We start from the raw sequence: 18,689 nt of genomic DNA on the forward strand, positions 1-18,689 counted from the left end.
CATCCGGCAGAACAAGGCGCGGCGAAAAAGGGCTTTACTGCGGGTAGCCGACGCATGTCTTTTGCCGAACAGGAAAAGCTGTTGGCGGAAATCAGCCGCAAGGAAAAGCAGAAAGACGAGTAAGCGTGATTTGTAGTTGGATGTACAGATGAAAGAACTTTAGGGAAACAACGGGTATTTTTCAGTCTCCTGGCAGCTCCTGGGGTCTTGAGCCAGACTCATGCAGTACCCATCCTTGGTGAAACGAAAAATATAGTACGCTTTTATCAAAACCTGGATAAGCCAATCCTGCCGCCTGCTCGACTTCTTGTATCTTGGCATTGGGGTGGCTTTCCGCCCAGTGATACCCTGCCCACTGTGCAGCAAGAATTAGCGTCTTTAAATCATCCACAGTGGGCCCTCCAATTACGGAAAACAAATGACCAGAATTTCCCCTTTGGTTATCGCGCACCCAATGGCACATCCCGTGCGCTTGCATGGCGAAACCAGGTTCTCGCAAAAAGCGCCATTCGCCTATGAACGCGGCTTCTATTAACATTCCGCTGCTGATACAGAAAAGTGCCGACCGCTTCGCCAGTAGATAGCCGTAAAAGAACATTCGGAACTGAACTCGCGGCAATTACGGTGTGTATTCCACATTGTGCTGCCATTCGCGCGGCGAGCAATTTTGTCTGCATACCGCCGGTGCCAAACTCGCCCTCACCTTTGGCCATCTGCAAAAGCTGCGGATCTTCCGCTATTCCTTCTGTAATGAGACGTGCATGCTTATTTTCTTTCGGATTGCTCGTATACAAGCCCTGCTGATCCGTCAGCAACACCAACAAATCTGCGTCGACCATGGATGCGATCAACGCGGCCACGCGATCATTGTTACCAAGCGAATGCGCACGGCCGCCGATGACATCGTTCTCATTGATCACTGGGACGGTTTCCGCCCGCAGCAAGTCACGAAGCAGAACACACGCATTCCGATACCGTTTACGATACGAAAAATCATCTCGGGAAAATAGAACTTGGCTAATTTCAACGGGTTCTTGCACAGTTGAACGCAGCCTTGCGGAAGCTTCTAACAGCGCATGAACAATACGACTTTGCCCAATACTGGCGGCCACTTTTCGTTCGCGTTCAGTCAACGTAGAGACCGCTTGGCATAGCCGATTTGCTCCAACCCCCACTGCGCCGGAAAGCACAACCACAACCTCCATGCCCTCACCTTGCATAGCGACGACCTGCATCAAAAGGTGCTCGATTTTCTCTTGATCCAGAGATGCGTCATCCCGCAAAAGAGAGCTGGTACCTACTTTGACAACCCAGCGCTTGGCCCGGCGTTGATAGTGCTGGCGGGCTGCGCGCCACCCATTTCTTTCTTCAGCGCTGATATTATATAGCATGATGTATGTGTCTCCTCGCGATCTAATGCTGTACTTGATTGTAGTAGGCAGGGCAGATGGCGTCTATAAAAAATACGTAAATATTTTTGCCTATAGTGGCGCCTCCTCCCGGAGTTTAGGCAGGAAGATAAGGGAGACGGAATGTAGAGATTCCAGATATCTTCCCGCTTATCGTAAAACTGAGCCTATCTTACCCGGTTACTTTTATACTCCATGACCATACGTCTGTCACATAGCGCCGAAAAATGCGGGATGCATCACGGAAAAATGCTACGCGTAAGAGGATCCAGCCGGGCGCGTACCAGACTGATGTAATCGCCACCCCTGGAGGAATTCATAGTGCAGAAGACCTTTCCTAAAACCGGGAAAGGCCTCGCCCGCCGCGTGCTCAGCATTTTCTATGGTCGCGTTGACGTGCGTTTCAGCCCAGCGATACCCCTTCCACTGCGCCGTCGAGATAATGACCCGTAATTCGTCCATCGTGCTGTAGATCACAATCTTTCCCATCCTTATGGTCGACGGGTAACTCGAGGCAATTCAATTTATTGACCTGGAATAAAGGGAACTTGTTCGCTGACCTCCTGCCGCGAACCAACTCCCCATGGTAAGAACACCAGGACGGAAACCAAAGCTACCAGAACGCTCCCCCAGTAGAAGTTGACCACCTGCAAGGCTCCCTCACTACCGATATAGGCCATCAAAGTCAGGAAAAGAATATACCCGATATACCAGATTGCGTTTTTCAACCCTCGTTTTACCCTGCCCATAAAAAAAATCAAAGACGCCAACATAAGGACAAGCGAAGCAGAATAGGGTACATCTGGCCAGCCACTCCAATACACAATTAGCGAAGCCGAAATAAAGGCCAGTCCTGCTACAATTGTGCTCAAAAATTTGGATGTGAAACATCCCGATTTTCCCTGTATGCGTAGGGCAATCATGATCGGTGGATTTACCGCAAAGCCCAAATAGCCTGCCACAACGGCATCTCCCAACAAATTGTAAATCGAGGGCAGAGGTGCGGCGATGAATGCGATGATTACGCCAACGATCATGGTCAGCAATAAGGAAATTGCAGGTATGCCATGATTCTTGCTGATCTCAAGGAGTCGACGGTTAAAAATCCGCGATCGGGCCATAGCAAAGACGATGCGACTACCCGCTCCTTGATAGATGTAACCTGTTACGAAGGGTCCAATAATGGCAATGACTAGCACGAACCCCAGCAGCCATTCACGGCCGGACGTCGACGCCAATAGAACAAATGGATTACCCTGTAGTTTGGCTAGAGAAGACCAATTTCCGGGCAGGATATGAACGCCTGACCATTGCAGGCCTGCGACTAACGCGACCCCAAACAACGCATAAAGCACCGTCTGGCCGAGTAAGGACCACAGGATTGCAGATGGGATGACCCGAGCATCATGCACCTCTTCGGTAAAGTCAGGCAGTACCCTAAGACTACCAAACGCATACATGCCCAAGGGTACTGCGGCGATGATCCCGCCAATCCCGTAGGGCAAAAATCCGCCCATTCCATGAAAGTTAACCCAGTGTCCCAACGAAACAAAGCCTAACGCCACAAACGTGTATAGTGCGAGTTTGATCACACCTAAGAAGTTCGTGCTGTGGGAGAGCGTTTTAATCCCAAAATAATTGAACGGGAAAAATACTATCATGAGAACGATTCCCGCCAAGCTACCCAAGAAGGTTGGATCGCCGGAGCTATTGACCAAATGCGGATAAAACGAATTAAGGCCTGTTACCGCACCCAACGCTTCAATCGGTGGAATAAACAGGTACCATAAGAGATCACACAACGCATTGATCATGTTTGTCACTGGACCATAGGTATACAGGCTATATCGTGATGGGCCACCCTCCTCCGGATAGAGCGCATTGAGATCGATATAGGTAAGTCCTACGGTGAGATACATCAGCCCACCCAACAGCCAAGCGCAGATGACGCCGGGGCCAGCTAGCGCAGCCATTCCTGCGGTACCAAATAGTACGCCCGTTCCCACGGCACCGCTTACACCGATGATAATCAGATCGAGTTTTGTTAATTCGCGCCGTAATATGGCTGGCCGTGTCACTTCCGTCATCCCAAAAATCCTCCGGTATAACTTAATGAAACTAATGTGCCGAAGACTTGGTCGACAAGTCACCGGAGAGTCGGCGTGCTCAGCAGGCCTTTTCGCGCGTCGTTGCGCGATCGGCCTTGCGCTGCCGACCAGATAATAGGCCCCAGCCGTCCCGGTCACCGGCACACCGCCACGCCCTCGTTGGGGCGCAGACGGCGCACTCGTCTCCCGAATGACTCGACGCCAACCATGCGGCACAGCACGCGCCTGCACTCCCGGCTTCGCGGTCGCTTCGGCGGATGCAGTTCGCCGCGTTGCCTTCTGGGGACTACTCGCCCCCGCTTCGCTCTCCTGGCTCGCAGTGAAGGATTTCGCGTCGATGTCTCTCTTTAAACGTGAAACCGCCAAGAAAGATCACGTGACAACATTTCCTCCGCATTGTTACCATAAGTCGTGCCACAGATTTATTGAAAAATAGTTGGCGATCTCTTTCCAACTAGCGGAGCTCGAAGTTGGGGCCACATACTAAGCGGATGGTGTGAGAAATTGTCATTAACCAGCGAGTTGTGGTGCGAAGGCCCGGATACTTTTAATATCCGGGTTTATTGATCACCTCAACGTCAGAAAAGAAAGCCGGTTTCGACCATGCCGCGTACCTGATTGGTGGCCAGACCATTTTGACCAGCAAATCCCGTGCCCGTTGGTGTAGAAGCGGTCACGTATGAAAGCTCAGCACGCGCAAAGAAATCGTGGCACTGGTAGGTTGGCGTTACCGTAAGCGACTAGGCATGGGAGTCTGCGGGTAAGCCCGTGAGCGTGGAGGCAACGGACGTAAAATTGTTGTCAGCCCCTGGAGTGTTCAGCCCAACGTTCAAAGGTCCACCGACATCCAGATACTCAACGCGACCGCCCAAGGACCAGGCGTTATTGAAGCTGTAGTTGGCAAGGACAGCGCCCCCATAGTTATCGAAGGCGTGCGGAATGCTCAAACGCGCACTCTCTGGCGTGTGCATGTACTGGAAGTAAGGCTCAATCATCCAGGGGCCAGAGCTGTATTCGTACTCTAGACCGTAAATCTGACTCACATCACCAAAAGAACTGTAGGCAGGGGAATTTGCTGCCATTCGGACCTTACCCGCGGATCCTTCTCCATACACGCTGATCGTATTGGCAGAGTCAATGGCGTAACTCACCAAGCCGCTGATGACATTATAGCGATTGGAATAGTAGCCATCATTCCAGGACACAGATGCACTCAGCGGGCCAGCGCTGGCGTTGAACTGAATACCCCGACTGATGATGGGCTCCATGTCCCAAAGCAAACCCCGCTCGATGTTGACATTTTGGTAGGTGAAACCGCTTTCTGCCCCGATCAGGGTGGGCATCTGACCAATTTGCACCGAAAAATCACTGCTAGGGGCAATCTTGACGTAGCCAATAGGCAAGGCACCAAAATCGTTTATACCACCAGCTGCGTATGTTGGATCACCATAACTCATAGTCTCCGCCAGGGTCGGAAAACTGTAGGCACCAGCCTGGAGGTAAAACTGCACCAATCCAGTGCTTTTTTGCACAATCACCATACCGTTGGTGATCGTTGCGCCAACATTTTTAGCGCCCAAAGTACCAGCAACGCCCTGGGGATTGTCTTGCCAGAAAGCCATTCCACTCGCTACACCCTGCACACCAATCTCTCCAATCGGGCCAGCATCTACTTTGATGGGATTTGGCAAAGTCAGTGATGCTTCGGCAACAGGCATGTCGAATACGCTTAATACGGCAGCGAATATTATCCATGAACTCCTTTTCATAATGGATCTCCTCATAGGGATTGCTAGAGTAAATGATGATAAAAAACCTGATTTCCACAACTCTGATAGAGCTATTTCTGGATTTTTGTGGGCCCACGTTCCTTGCGCATTCCAAATGATTTACTGGCACCATTTGTCCCCCTTTACGCCGTTTCAATAGCTTTCATAGATGTCTCGTTATGCACCATAACGAATGAACGTTATAGCATTAACTCTACAATGATGCATAAAAGACAGATGATGATGCCAAGCCAGCATATCAGGTTGACGATGATGCCCATAAGGTCTTTTTCTGCACCTATTTCATGGTCTGTTGTTTTTTATGATATAGAGCTTTTCCAAACCCAAATTCAGAGGCAGCACGCTCACCACCGGTTCGCCAATGAAGGGGATCAAGGGCCAATGGGTGTTTGCGCGCACCAGATTTTGGACGGTACCCAGGGGCAAATGACCCGCGGCGGCAACGCGGGCAATTTGGTATTGCGCGGCGGCAATACTGATATCCGGGTCCAGACCGCTGAAAGAAGAAGTCACGAGATCTACGGGTACCGGACGATTTCCCTCAGTGGGGTCCATTCTCCGTAAATACGCCACCCGTTTGGCAATGTGCCGAAACAAGACCGGATTGCTGGGGCCGAGGTTGGAGGCACCAGAACTGGCGGCATCATACGGTACGGGGTCGGTAGCGGAGGGACGGCCCCAGAAGTACTGTGGACTGGTAAAATACTGGCCAATTTCCTGCGAACCAACGACCTTCCCTTGTTCACGAAGGAGAGATCCGTGCGCCTGCCAGGGAAATACCAGCGAAGATATTCCGGTCATGAGCATGGGGTACGCAACCCCTACACAGAGTCCCAGCAGAATAAAAATGGAGATAGCCTGACGAAAGGATTGCAACATGCTGCACCTCACAAAATCGTTAGCAGTAAGTCAATGAGTTTAATGCCGATAAATGGTGCGATAATCCCACCAACACCATAAATCATGACATTGCGTAGCAGAAGACGATCGGCACTGATCGCACGATATTTCACGCCTTTCAGAGCGAGGGGAATGAGGAGCAGAATGACGATGGCGTTGAAGATGACCGCCGACAGAATCGCGTCCTTGGGGGAGTTGAGCCGCATCACGTTGAGTGCATCGAGCTGCGGATAGGTACTCACAAAGGCCGCCGGAATGATGGCAAAATACTTGGCAACATCATTGGCGATACTGAAGGTCGTAAGTGCCCCTCGGGTTACCAAGAGCTGTTTTCCCAGCCGCACAATTTCCAGTAGCTTGGTGGGGTCGGACTCCAGATCGACGATGTTGGCGGCTTCGCGCGCTGCCTGGGTACCGCTCGCCATGCACACCGCCACGTCGGCCTGGGCCAGGGCGGGTGCGTCGTTGGTGCCGTCGCCGGTCATGGCCACCAGGTGGCCCTTCTCGTGATATTCCCGGATGCGGTCCAGCTTGTCCTGGGGTTTGGCCTCGGCCAGATAATCGTCCACACCGGCCTCCGCGGCGATCGCGCCAGCCGTAATCGGATTGTCACCAGTAATCATTACCGTGCGGATGCCAATGCTACGCAATTCCGCAAAGCGTTCCCGAATACCCGGTTTCACAATATCCTTTAAGCTAATCGCACCAAGCACCTGGGCATCCAGCGCCACCACTAGCGGTGTTGCACCCGTTTGCGCGATTTTTTCGATGTCCGAGTCCACTGCCGTTTGCCATTGCCCGCCCGCCTGCTCCACCCAGCGTTTAATCGCATCGGGTGCGCCCTTACGAAATTGGTGGTCGCTGGTATCTATTCCGCTCATACGCGTTTCGGCACTGAACGGCACCCAGTTCCCTTCCCCGGTAATGGCTGGCACATTGGGGTATACACGATCCACCAACTGGACAATGCTCTTGCCCTCGGGGGTGTCATCACTCAAAGATGCGTAGCGCGCCGCAGCAGCTAGCTCGTCCGCACTCACGCCGGGCGCAGCCAATAATTCTGCGGCCTGACGATTGCCAAAAGTGATCGTGCCGGTTTTGTCCAAAAACAGGACATCCGCGTCGCCCGCTGCTTCGATAGCGCGGCCCGACTTGGCCACCACCTTGGCCTTGAGCAGGCGCATGATGCCGGAGATGCCGATAGCAGGCAGCAGCGCCCCAATGGTAGTCGGGATCAGGCAAACGAGAAGCGCGACTAACACCGTAGGCGACACCACCTGGCCGCTATGTGCGGCAAAATGCACGCTATACCAGGAAAACGGGTAGAGGGTGACGGTGACCACCAAAAAAACCATGGTCAACACCACGAGAAGCACCGCTAAGGCAATCTCGTTGGGGGTTTTGCGTCGTGCCGCGCCCTCAACCAGGCTGATCATGCGGTCCAAAAAGCTGTCACCCGCACTACTGGTTACCTGAATGATCAGCCAATCAGAAAGGACCATGGTGCCACCGGTGACGGCACTGTGGTCACCGCCTTGCTCGCGAATCACCGCGGCGCTTTCTCCGGTAATGGCGCTTTCGTCCACAGCAGCTACGCCCAACAGCACCTCACCATCGGCAGGAATCACTTCATTGGCATCCACCCGCACCAGGTCACCGCGTTGCAGTTGATGACCGGGGACTTCCGTCCACTCCGCATCCGCGTCGGCACGAGCTACCTTATGTGCCATGACCTCACGACGTGAGGCGCGCAGACTGCTGGCTTGTGCTTTGCCCTGTCCTTCCGCCAAGGCTTCGGAGAAGTTGGCAAAGAGTAGAGTGAGCCACAGCCAGACGGCGATGATCAGATCAAATCCCCAATTACCGCCTCCCCGGATCAGGCCCTCCAGACCCATAAGGGTGACCAGGAAAGCGCCGACGTAGACCACAAACATCACAGGGTTACGCCATTGGCTTTGCGGACTGAGCTTGCGAAAACTCTCTTTTGCTGCGTCCCGAAATAGGCGGCGCCAAAAGTCCCGATTTTGCTCTGTAGATTTTTCGGTCATGATGAATCCTCGGTTTCAGGGGTGCAGGTGCAAGGTGGGTAAAGACAAGGCCTCGGCTACCGGGCCCAGGGCCAGGGCGGGGATGAAGTTGAGCGCCCCCACCAGCAGGATCACCCCCGTCGAAAAGACCACGAAGACCGGCGTGGTGGGGTTGAGGGTGCCGACACTCGCCGCCGTCCGCCGTTTGGCCGCCAGGGCCCCGGCAATAGCCAAGAGGGGAAAATAGGTCAGATAGCGGTTCATGAGGATGAGGATCCCCGTAAGCACGTTGTAGAACACCGTATCGGCATTGAGGCCACCAAAGGAACTGCCGTTGTTATTGGCCGGACTGGTCATGGCGTACAGGATCTCGGAAAAACCATGGGGACCGGGGTTGAGGATGGCCTCCCGCCCGCCAGGCAGGCAGACGGCAATGGCCGTCCCCATCAGGATCAGGATGGGCATGATGAGAATGGCCAGGGAAGCCATCTTCATCTCATAGGCCTCCAGCTTTTTGCCGAAAAACTCCGGCGTCCGCCCCACCATCAGGCCGCCCAGGAACACGGCAATAATGAAGAAACCCACCTCGGAAGCCACCCCCGAGCCCACACCACCCGGCGCCACCTCGGCCAACTGCATCAAAAACAGATTCACGAAGCCCGACATGGGCATGAAGGAGTCGTAGGCGGAATTGGAAGAGCCGGTGGAGGTGCCGGTGGCCAGGGCGCCAAAAAGGGCACTGCCAGCAGTACCAATGCGGTCTTCTACCCCTACCATGTTGCCACCCCCGGCCAAGGCAGCGCTGTGGGCCTGACTGATCCCCATCTGGCTGAATACCGGGTTGCCCACCAGGTCTTGCTGCTGACTGAAGAGCGCCAGGGGCACCAGGAGCAGGAGCGCCACCGCCATCAAGGCCCAGCCCATCTTGCGGCTGCCAATGGCGCGGCCAAAGTAAAAGATCAGGGAAAAAGGCAACAGGATCATGGCCACCATGAGCACGAAATTGGTCATCCCCGTCGGGCTCTGGAAGGGCTGGCCGCAATTGGCGTTGAAGAAACCTCCACCGTTGTTACCCAGCATCTCGATGGCCGTCTGGGAGCCCGCTGGACCCATGGCAAGAGTTTGTGTAGTAATCAACTTGCCGCTCTGCAAAAAGGGATCGAGTAGATGGACGTTCAGGTACGCAGCAAAGTTCTGGATGGCCCCCTGACTCACCAGGTAGAGGGCAAGGACACTGGCCAGGGGCAGGAGGATATAGAGGACAGAGCGAGTCAAATCCACCCAAAGATTGCCAATCCCTTTACTTTCGGTGCGCGAAAACCCGCGCGTCAAAGCGACGGCAAGCACCATTCCCGAAGCTGCCGAAAAGAAGAACTGCACGCCCAGCCCCAGCACCTGACTCAGGTAGCTCATGGTGGTTTCACCGGAGTAGTCCTGCCAGTCGGTATTGGTGACAAAAGCGGCTGCGGTATTGAAGCTCACCCCAGCACCAGGGCTGGGTAAGCCTTGCGGGTTGAGAGGCAGATAGTTTTGGAAATACAGAAGAAAATAGAGAACCAATCCGCCAATGAGGTTGAACAGGAGCCACAGTAACGCGTAGCGTTTCCAGCTCATCTCTTTTTCTGGCTGAATTCCGGAAAGCCAGTACAGGCTGCGCTCCAGACCCCCAAAGAAACGGGTGGCCCAAAAGCGCTGTCCCGAATATACCCGCTCCATGTACGCACCGATAGGCCACGCCAGAGCAATGGTGACAAGAAATACGGCTGCGGTTAACAGCGTCGCGTTCATCATAGGAAGCGCTCCGGGTTGATTAGAAACAAGGTCAGATAAACTAACAAGAACAGCGCTAGTGCCAACCCGATCCAGATTAAAATGCTCATGACCAGGACCTCACCTTGTCTAGTAATAGAATAAATCCCGCTGCTACAGCAAAGAGGGCGAGAAACAGTAGAAGATATAGAATAAACATAGACGTCACCTCGGCTTTTCTTTCCGTTGAAAGTGTAGGAAATCGGGGGATTCATGGATATAAAAAACCCATAAATATTGCATAAAAAATGCATAAATATTTTGCGTTGTTTGACTTTACGTTCGCGGCCCGTACTATGAGCTGATATTCTAGCGCACAGGCAGGTTTTCTTGGCGGACCCCTCGACAACGGAAGAAAACAGACCGGACCCGGAAGCGCTACTGGCCGCTGTAGAAAAGGCCGACGGCCGTCTGGCTCGGGGTCGGCTGAAGGTGTTTTTTGGCGCGGCACCAGGGGTAGGAAAAACCTATGCCATGCTGCGCTATGGCATCGACGAGCAGCAAAAAGGTCGGGATGTACTGGTCGGTGTTGTCGAGACCCACCAGCGCTCTGAAACACAAACCCTAGCGAATCAACTGCCGCTTTTACCTTTGCGCGTGGTCGAGGGAGCCTCGGCCGCAATCGGGGAGTTTGATCTCGATGCTGCCCTCGCCCGAAGGCCGCAACTTTTGCTGCTCGATGAACTAGCACACAACAACGCCAGGGGGTCGCGCCACAGCAAGCGCTGGCAAGACCTGGAGGAATTGCTAGCAGCCGGGATCAATGTCGCGACGACGATCAATGTTCAGCACCTGGAGAGTGTCAACGACGTCGTCTTTGCCATTACCGGCGTGCGCGTGCGCGAAACCGTTCCCGACCGCGCGGTTACGGACGCCGACGAGGTCAACCTCATCGACATCAGTGAGGAAGACCTGCTGCAGCGTCTGCGCGACAACAAAGTGTACCTGGGTGAGCGTGGCGCGCGTGCCATGCACCACTTTTTTCGTAAGGGCAATCTGATCGCCCTGCGCCAGTTGGCCATGCGCGTTGCCGCCGACCGTATGGATACGGAGTTACAGGAATTTCACAGTATCCACCCGGAAGATCGACGCGAAGGCGGGCGGTTACGCGAGGTGATCCTGGTCGCAATCGGTGCAGACGCTGAGAGCGAGCAATTGATCCGTGCGGGATATCGCCTATCCCAGGCCCTGCATTGCTCGTGGATCATCATCCATGTCGATACGCCCCGGGGCCTGTGGCAACGTCCACAATACCAGGCATGGCTGTGGAGTCATTTCCATTTGGCAGAACGCCTGGGGGCCGAGACTGTGCGCATTACCGGGGTCAATGTCGCGCAAGAGATCCTGGCGTATGCCCACACCCGCCAGGTTACCCGCATCATGACCGGGAGTTGGACGGGGATTCGCCAATTTTGGCCGGTTCGCCGTAGCCCCTTACGCCAATTACTACGATACCAAAAAGCAATTGATATCATAGTCTATCCCTTGCAGCCACCTGCGGCCCAGACGAACGCCAATCCCGTCTACGTAGCCGCTGCCCCTCGTTATGGATTCCGCCTGCGAGACAGTCGCGCCATGGTACTGAGCATGATTGGTGGGTTTGCTGTTGCGGGTCTGGCTACGCTCCTCAACCCCTACCTCGGCATGGCAGCATTCTTTTTGCTCACCCTCGCAGGCGCGACCTTAACCGCATTACGCTTCGGCCGCTGGCCAGCAATTGTGCTGATTAGCAGCGCCCAAATCGGGTTCTTTCTTTTCGGGCAGGGGAAAAATCTACCCGCAACACTGGAGTCATTGCTGATCGTCGCCGCCACTTTGACCGTAACGGTGCTTATTAGCCAGTTAGTGGCACGGTCTCGCGATCAGGAAATAATGGCCCGCTTGCGGGAACGCCGCGCCCGCACCTTATATACCCTGGTGCAACGCCTGAGTTTGGAAAAAGACTCGGCGGCGGTATTGCGTGCCGCGGTCGCGCAAATTCACAGTAGCCTGGGTCTTGACGTCGGTTTTTGGTTACCGGCAGGTCCTGGTGGCAGCCTTCCCTTGCAACGCTGGGACGAGCCGGACGAGCCCGACGCCATGCGCAATGCCGAGCGCTCGGCCGCCATTTGGGTGTTTCGCAACCAACGGCCCGCCGGGATGGGTACCGATACGCTCTCGGCTGTACCAACGCTTTTGCTACCTTTGTTACGCGGTGATCGGGTACTCGGTATCATGGGCATCGGTGATATGGAGATCAAACAGATTCCGGGAGAATGGCTACGCTATATGGAGACCATTGCGCGGCTGATCTCGGCAGCACTCGACTCTGCGGATAATGTGGAACAGCGTGATGAAGCACAGATTCTTCTCCGTCTGGAGCAAACACAAAACACCCTCCTGAGCGCAATCTCGCATGATTTGCGCACCCCACTGACTACCGTCTCCGGCCTGCTTAGCACGATGGAAGAACTCGGCGACAACCTTTCCAGTACCGAGCGATTGGATTTAGTGCGTACGCTGCGGGAACAGACGCAACGGATAAGCGATACGATGGAGCGGATTCTCCGCACTGCGTCGTTACTTTCGCGAAAAACGGAGCTGCAGCGGGAATGGATACCCTTTGGCGACATTGTCAGTATCGCCAACTCGCTGCTGGGAGAGGCCTGTAAAAAACGCGAATTTCAATACCAGATTGCACAAGATTTGCCCTTATTGTTTGCCGATGCCCGTTTGATCGCACAAGTGCTAGCCAACTTGCTGGATAATGCGTGCCGTTACACGCCAGCGGAAGCCGCTATTGTGTTGCAGGCATGGGTGACGAAAAAGGACTTCCACATCTGTGTGATTGATTATGGGTATGGCATACCCTCCGGAAGGGTAGACCAGATATTTGCCCGCTTCAGCCAGGTGCGACCACCCACAGGAGAAGGCGGGACAGGTCTGGGTTTAGCGATTGCAAAAAGCATTGTGGAAATGCATGGCGGACAAATTAACGCCAGTAACATCACGATGGGCCGGGGAGCGCGCTTCTGTTTCACGCTACCCTTACAAACCCAGCCAACCTTGCCAGAGGAAGAATAAATATGGCGCATCATGACGTCTTGCTCGTGGAGGATGATCCGGGCATCAGCCAATTCATGCGCAGCGCTTTTCGTGGCCAGGAAATGTATCACCTGGAGCATGTGGATCACCTTGCCGCTGTACAACAACGGATTCTCGAGCGCCAGAATGCGGGCTTGGCACCGTATCTGATCATTCTCCTCGATCTCACCCTACCAGACGGCGATGGCCAGGATTTGATTCCCTGGATTCGTCGGTTACTCCCGGAAGTATTGATTGTCGTGTTGTCGGCCCGAGATCAAGATATCGATAAAATACAAGCGCTGCAAAATGGCGCCGACGACTATCTGACCAAACCCTTTACCATGGGCGAACTATTGGCGCGCCTGGATGCGCATTTGCGGCGGATCCTCTCTCGACCCACAGAAAAAGATCTACATCTCGCTGCCTGGTCTTTGGAAGAGGATGGCCGTCGATTGCTGACGCCAGACGGTAAGGAAGCACTATTAACCAGCAAAGAATATCAAATCATGCGGCAATTACTACTGCATGCCGGTCAGATACAACGCTATCAAAAACTCCTCTTAGTCGCTTGGGGTCCCAAGCAGCTGGAACAGACACACTATTTGCGTATTTATATCCAAAGACTTCGAGAAAAAATCGAGCCAGATCCCAATCGCCCGCGTTACCTTCTTACCGAAGCCGGGGTAGGATATCGTCTATGGTTAGAGCCACAGGAGGCATAACCTCCTAAGACATGAAAAGCAATCATATTCCAGGAAATGGAGTCTATTTCTCTTTCTCGAACATCGCAAGGAAGCGCTCTTTCGCCAGCGGCGCCTGCTCGGCAACGGCGAGAAAATCCGCCAAATGCATGGGATTGCTCATGCCCACCAAAGTCACTGCGATACCCGGTGTGGAGCGCACAAACTGGATAGCGCGCTGCGCTGGGTTACTGAACTCTGGCATTGCCTCCTGCAAGGACGGCACCTCTTCCCGCCCCAGGAGCCCCTTGCCCAAGGGGTGGCTGGCCATGACGGTGAGCTTTAGCTGATAGGCTGCCTGGATGGTGGAGCCGATATTGCCCTGCCCGGTCACTTGGCTGAAGCGCGTATAGGCCTCTGGCATCAGGGCATTGAAGGGTAGCTCGACGATGCGCAGATGATGGCGCTTGCCCTCCCCCGCCGCCTTGTCTGCCAGGCCCAGCAAACTGGTCATGGACTGGAACAGCGGATTATCGGTTTCCACCCGGCAGGCATTAAAGGTGGAGATACCATAGTAGCGCAATTTGCCCTCGGCCACCGCACCCTCCAGCGCGGCGAAGACATCGATCAACTTGCGATAGACCTGTTCCTTGCCGATGACGGGAATCTGCACTTCGGGCTGATCCACCAAAAAGGCATCCAGAGTCGCTAGGCCGGTTTGCGCACGCAGCTCATCCAGTTGCCAGAGGATATATTCTGGGCTCAAACAATGGATGCCATGGGCAAGATCTTCTTTCTTGCCACGTCCCTTGGCCTCGACTTCTTCGGCAAAGAAGGTTTCGAGATTTTCCGGTTTGCCGTCGGGAAAGGTGAGGAAGCCGCCCTTGCCCAAAACAAAGAATTCCTCGCGCTGGATGCCTGCCTGTAGCGCCTTGGCGATGCCCGCGCCGACCGCGCGCCCGGCACGGCCATAGCGGTAATTGGCACCCGTGTCGACGACATTGATCCCCGCTTGCAGCGCCTGGGCGACAATGGCCGCCACCGCCAGATCCGTCACCTCATCGAGGGCACCTGGGAAGGTCCCCACTCCGAGCGACGAGAGCTTGATGCGGGTGTTGAGAAAATCGCTGTAGTGCCCCTCGGGCAAACCTGCCGCAACAAAACGTTCGGCGTATTTCTTGGTTGCCAAACTATTGGCGGCACCGGGGATCAGATCAGGGCTGGCAGTCATGCCAAAACTCTCCTATCGGTAAAAAGGGGATGCTGCTGCAAAAGGCGACGCAGGCGCTCAGCAATCTCTGCCCGCACAGAGCCTTCCAGAGGCAGATCGTCCAAGCGCTCGAATTGGCGCGAATAATCGGCGGCGTCTTCATCATCCAGTTCCCAGTCGACTTCTTTCAACAGGGCGCGGCCAGCTTCGGGCAAAGTTTCCGATAACGTACGGCCAGAAAGAATTGCCCAGAGACCGGTCCAGCAGCGCGCCAAGGCAATGGGATGATAACCGCCACCGCCCAGCACGAGAAGACGCGGACTATCCGTCAGGATACGCTCTACCATCTCCCAGAAAAAGACATTGCTAATACGGAATTTGCTTAAGGGATCGGGGGCAAGGATATCGGTACCCGCCTGCAAAACCACCACATCGGGCACAAAAACTTCCAGCACCCGCGGCCAAAAAGCATCAAAGACTTCCCGATACTCACTGTCATTGACCTCGGGTGGTAGGGGAAGATTCAGTGCCCCGCCCGCCTGATCGGCAATGCTGCCGCCGTGAAAGGGATAGGCATTGCTGGTGTCCATATGGATGGAGACGGTTTGCACCTCGGGGTCGTCGATAAAGGCCGCTTCCACACCATCACCATGATGCGCATCCAGGTCCCAGTACAACACCCGCAGGCCGGCGCGCCGCAGGCGCTGGATGGCAAGGACCGGATCATTCAGATAACAAAAGCCGCGCGCCTGATGGGGTGCTGCATGATGCATTCCACCGGCAGGGCTAAACGCCGTCTGCCCCTGCAAAACAAATTCCGCCGCCTGAATGCTCGAGCCGGTCGCCAGGTTGGGCGTATCGAAAAAACCAGGAAAACAGGGGTTTTCCAGCGTCCCAAGCTGATAGGCGCGACGGTCGTGGTCAGTGACTCGTCCGAGAAACTGTGCCTTTTCAAAGGCTTGGATATAATCTCGGGTATGAAAACCCCAGAGCTCGATGTGGCTGGCAGGTCGGCCCAAGCGATATTCATTCGGCCCCATGGCCCCATAGCTATTGATGAGATCAAGGGTAAGGGATACCCGCGGAATGGCGAGGGGATGGTTTTTGCCGTAGCTCTTGCGCCGGTAGCGCGCCGCACCGACAAAAAGGGCTGGGCGCGTTGGTGAAATCTGCTCGTGCAAGAGATCGAGTTCGTTCACCCATGGCCTCGCAGGCGCAGATAGATTTCCGGTAGACCCTGGGGCAACTGGTCCATCTGCGGCAAGACTAGGTAATGTCCCTGGCCGAAGACCAGGGGCAGGTAATCCCCACCACGCGGATCAAGGCTAATGCAGAAGGCATGTACCCCCTGCTCCAATGCCTCGCGCACCGCCATGCGCGTGTCTTCTTGCAGATAGCGTGGGTCGCCACCATCGTCATAGTCTGCGGGTCGCCCGTCGGAAAGGATCAACAACAATCGACGCTGGCCAGGACTACGCAATAGCTGCCGGGTACTGTGACGGATCGCCGCACCCATGCGCGTCGCCAGCCTGCCACTCAAACCACCGAGTGCCGCTCGCGCGTGTGCATCGAAGCGCTCATCAAAGCGTTTTATTGGATAGAGCAGAACTTCCTGGTGATATTTACTGGCAAAGCCATAGAGGGCAAAGGGGTCACCCACCTCGACCAAGGCCTCGCCAAAGAGCAGCATAGCGGCACGCAGACGATCCACCACGCGCAGACCAGTGTCGGCGGCCTCGGCCATGATCGATGTGGAGAGATCGGCCAGTAATAGCACTGCAGTGTCGCGCTGCATGGGCCGGCGCTGGCGATAGATATTGGCTTTGGGACTCTGCCCGGCACGCCGCTCCACCACAAACTGCACGGCGGCATCGATATCCGGCTCTTCGCCCTCCTTTTGCCGCCGCAAGGGTGCCATACGCGTCGGCTTCTGGGCCTGTAAGGCTTTCTTCAGGCGGCGCATGGTGCCGTCGTACTCGGCGGCGATCTCCACCGCGCGCGCCTCGTCGCGCTCTCGCAACTTCCGCTCATGCACCCGCGCCCAGTTATCCTTGTATTTTTCCTGGCGGTAGTCCCATTCCTTGTAGGACCAACCGCCCTTGGGCCCTTGCACACCGCGACCACTGCCATGCACCTTGGCGGGCATGGGAATGCCCACCCCCACCCGGCCGCCGGTACCTTGAATATCTTCGGGTGGAATCTCCATGTCGGGATCATTACCCTCCGCCTGTTGTGGTGCCTCGCGCGGTTTTTCCTTGTGCCCGGCAGCGCCGAGCTGACCGCCAGCATCCATTTCCACGGCATCGGTCTGGCCATGCTTGCGTGGATAGATCGGGCGCGCGGCATTGGGGGAGTGACCCGGCAAAAAGGCTGCGGCCCGCTCAGCCAGGGTAATAGAGGGAAGTTTAGTGTGGGCGTAGCGCGCCAGCGCCAAACGAAACGCATCAAGGATGCCCGCTTCCGCAGATGCAAGAGACACCAAGTCTGCAGGCAGTTGCCCCACCATTGCCAAATGCGTCAATTGCATGGCCTCACGCCAGTAGGCACCGGCCACCCCCGGCGGCACCGCGCGCTGCTCTGCGGCACGCATGAGGCGCGGTAGGTAGCCGGGCATCTCGCGCTCCATAGCGATATCAACGCGCAGGTCTTCGAGGATGTCGAAGACCAGTTGGAAACGCAGCAAATCCGTACCAAACTGGGCAAAGAGGGGGCGCCAAGTGATGCGCTGGTCGGCATCCAAGGGCGGATGCTCCATACCGATCTCGCGAAACAGGGCATGGATGGCTTCATCGTCATAGCTGCCAAAGGCAAGATGGGCGCCGGTGTGGTAGAAGGCGAGGATGGCCTCTTCGCGATCTGGCATAACAGCGGGCACAAAAAGGCTACGTCCATCGGTTTCGAGAAAGCTACGCCCGCCCTCCACGCTCCAGTCGCCGTCTTCAAAGGGCAGATGCAGACCCGTCCACGCCTGCAACAATAAGGCAAAGAGCCGCTTGTGCGGACCAATGCGAAAGCCCGGCAACACCTCCAGCAAAAAGGCGCGCGCCTCGTCACTCTCCAGCTTGTACCAGGCCTCACCGCGGATACGCCCGGCAGCGAGGATATCGCGCCCACGCATGGCCCAGTCTTCTACCCCATCCAGCCCACAAATGGCGCGGACCTTGACCGCGCCCTCGAGATAACTGGCCAAGCCCAGGCGCCCCTTGGCGAGTTCCCGCGCCGGTGCGAGCAGGGTACGCAATTCCTCGGCGCCATAGGCACCAAAAAGGCGTGCAATCGGCATGCGAAAGTAGGCGGCGGCACTGTCGACATGACGAGCGATCCAGTCCGCGCCTTCCTCGTACCAGATCTTTTCCCCAGCCACGCCATATTGCTCGCGCACCTGCGCGGCCTGCTCAAAGTATCCCACCGCCGCGCGGAAGGTACCGCGCTGGGTCAAAAATACGCGCGCCTGGTCCAGCCATGGGTCTAACCCACTAAAGACCCGCACCAACTCTGCGGTCGCGTGAAAAAAGCCCTTGCCCGCTTCGCGATCGTAAAAGAAGAGATCGCGCCCCGTTTCCAGATAGCGCAGGGTGGCTGCTTCCCCTAGCGACTCAACAGCGGGAAGGGCCGCGCGCGCGTCGCGCCCAGCCACGAAGCTCACCGCTTCGAGATGCTCGAGGATCTCCTCGGTAGCAGCCGACACTG

General features: G+C 55.6%; 12 protein-coding genes and 1 pseudogene. 2 read left to right on the plus strand and 11 right to left on the minus strand.

The features are described from left to right. Positions 1-181: 181 nt before the first annotated feature. From AB4090_RS13210 to AB4090_RS13245, 8 genes and pseudogenes are all read right to left on the minus strand, one after another. The gene (locus AB4090_RS13210) at positions 182-391 is read right to left on the minus strand and encodes a hypothetical protein (RefSeq protein WP_369574356.1); all 210 of its coding nucleotides are present in this window, start codon (positions 389-391) and stop codon (positions 182-184) included. 49 nt (positions 392-440) lie between these two features. Next, positions 441-1,391 carry a glutamate 5-kinase gene (gene proB, locus AB4090_RS13215; RefSeq protein ID WP_369574357.1) on the minus strand — a complete coding sequence of 317 codons (951 nt, stop codon included), beginning with the start codon at positions 1,389-1,391 and terminating at the stop codon, positions 441-443. Between the two features lie 542 nt (positions 1,392-1,933). Further along, complete coding sequence (locus AB4090_RS13220; RefSeq protein WP_369574358.1) at positions 1,934-3,496, minus strand: APC family permease; 1,563 nt, start codon at positions 3,494-3,496, stop codon at positions 1,934-1,936. Positions 3,497-4,095: 599 nt separating this feature from the next. Beyond that, positions 4,096-5,301: pseudogene (locus AB4090_RS13225) on the minus strand (outer membrane beta-barrel protein). Between the two features lie 288 nt (positions 5,302-5,589). Further along, a complete protein-coding gene (kdpC, locus tag AB4090_RS13230; protein WP_369574359.1) occupies positions 5,590-6,186 on the minus strand; it encodes a potassium-transporting ATPase subunit KdpC in 597 nt (198 codons plus the stop codon). Between the two features lie 8 nt (positions 6,187-6,194). Beyond that, entirely contained in the window at positions 6,195-8,255 is a 2,061-nt protein-coding gene (gene kdpB, locus AB4090_RS13235; protein ID WP_369574360.1) for a potassium-transporting ATPase subunit KdpB, read from the minus strand. A 15-nt stretch (positions 8,256-8,270) separates the two neighbouring features. Continuing rightward, a complete protein-coding gene (gene kdpA, locus AB4090_RS13240; protein WP_369574361.1) occupies positions 8,271-10,025 on the minus strand; it encodes a potassium-transporting ATPase subunit KdpA in 1,755 nt (584 codons plus the stop codon). After that, complete coding sequence (locus AB4090_RS13245) at positions 10,022-10,297, minus strand: potassium-transporting ATPase subunit F (RefSeq protein WP_369574362.1); 276 nt, start codon at positions 10,295-10,297, stop codon at positions 10,022-10,024. The genes kdpA and AB4090_RS13245 overlap by 4 nt, the downstream gene beginning before the upstream one ends. A 76-nt stretch (positions 10,298-10,373) precedes the next feature. Between AB4090_RS13245 and AB4090_RS13250 the strand changes: the two genes are divergently transcribed. Both AB4090_RS13250 and AB4090_RS13255 read left to right on the plus strand, forming a co-directional pair. Further along, entirely contained in the window at positions 10,374-13,106 is a 2,733-nt protein-coding gene (locus AB4090_RS13250) for an ATP-binding protein (protein ID WP_369574363.1), read from the plus strand. Between the two features lie 2 nt (positions 13,107-13,108). Then, entirely contained in the window at positions 13,109-13,831 is a 723-nt protein-coding gene (locus AB4090_RS13255) for a response regulator (protein WP_369574364.1), read from the plus strand. A 43-nt stretch (positions 13,832-13,874) separates the two neighbouring features. Here AB4090_RS13255 and AB4090_RS13260 read toward each other — a convergent pair whose 3' ends face one another. The 3 genes from AB4090_RS13260 to AB4090_RS13270 are packed head-to-tail and all read right to left on the minus strand — an operon-like array spanning position 13,875 to position 18,687. After that, positions 13,875-15,020, minus strand: a complete 1,146-nt coding sequence (locus tag AB4090_RS13260) for an aldo/keto reductase (protein ID WP_369574365.1) — start codon at positions 15,018-15,020, stop codon at positions 13,875-13,877. Continuing rightward, entirely contained in the window at positions 15,017-16,198 is a 1,182-nt protein-coding gene (locus tag AB4090_RS13265) for an acetoin utilization protein AcuC (RefSeq protein WP_369574366.1), read from the minus strand. Before AB4090_RS13265 ends, AB4090_RS13260 begins: the two co-directional genes overlap by 4 nt. Then, positions 16,195-18,687 carry a nitric oxide reductase activation protein NorD gene (locus tag AB4090_RS13270; protein ID WP_369574367.1) on the minus strand — a complete coding sequence of 831 codons (2,493 nt, stop codon included), beginning with the start codon at positions 18,685-18,687 and terminating at the stop codon, positions 16,195-16,197. Before AB4090_RS13270 ends, AB4090_RS13265 begins: the two co-directional genes overlap by 4 nt. Between the last annotated feature and the right edge of the window lie 2 nt (positions 18,688-18,689).

Source organism: Acidithiobacillus sp. IBUN Pt1247-S3, assembly GCF_041146875.1.
Taxonomy (GTDB): domain Bacteria; phylum Pseudomonadota; class Gammaproteobacteria; order Acidithiobacillales; family Acidithiobacillaceae; genus Igneacidithiobacillus.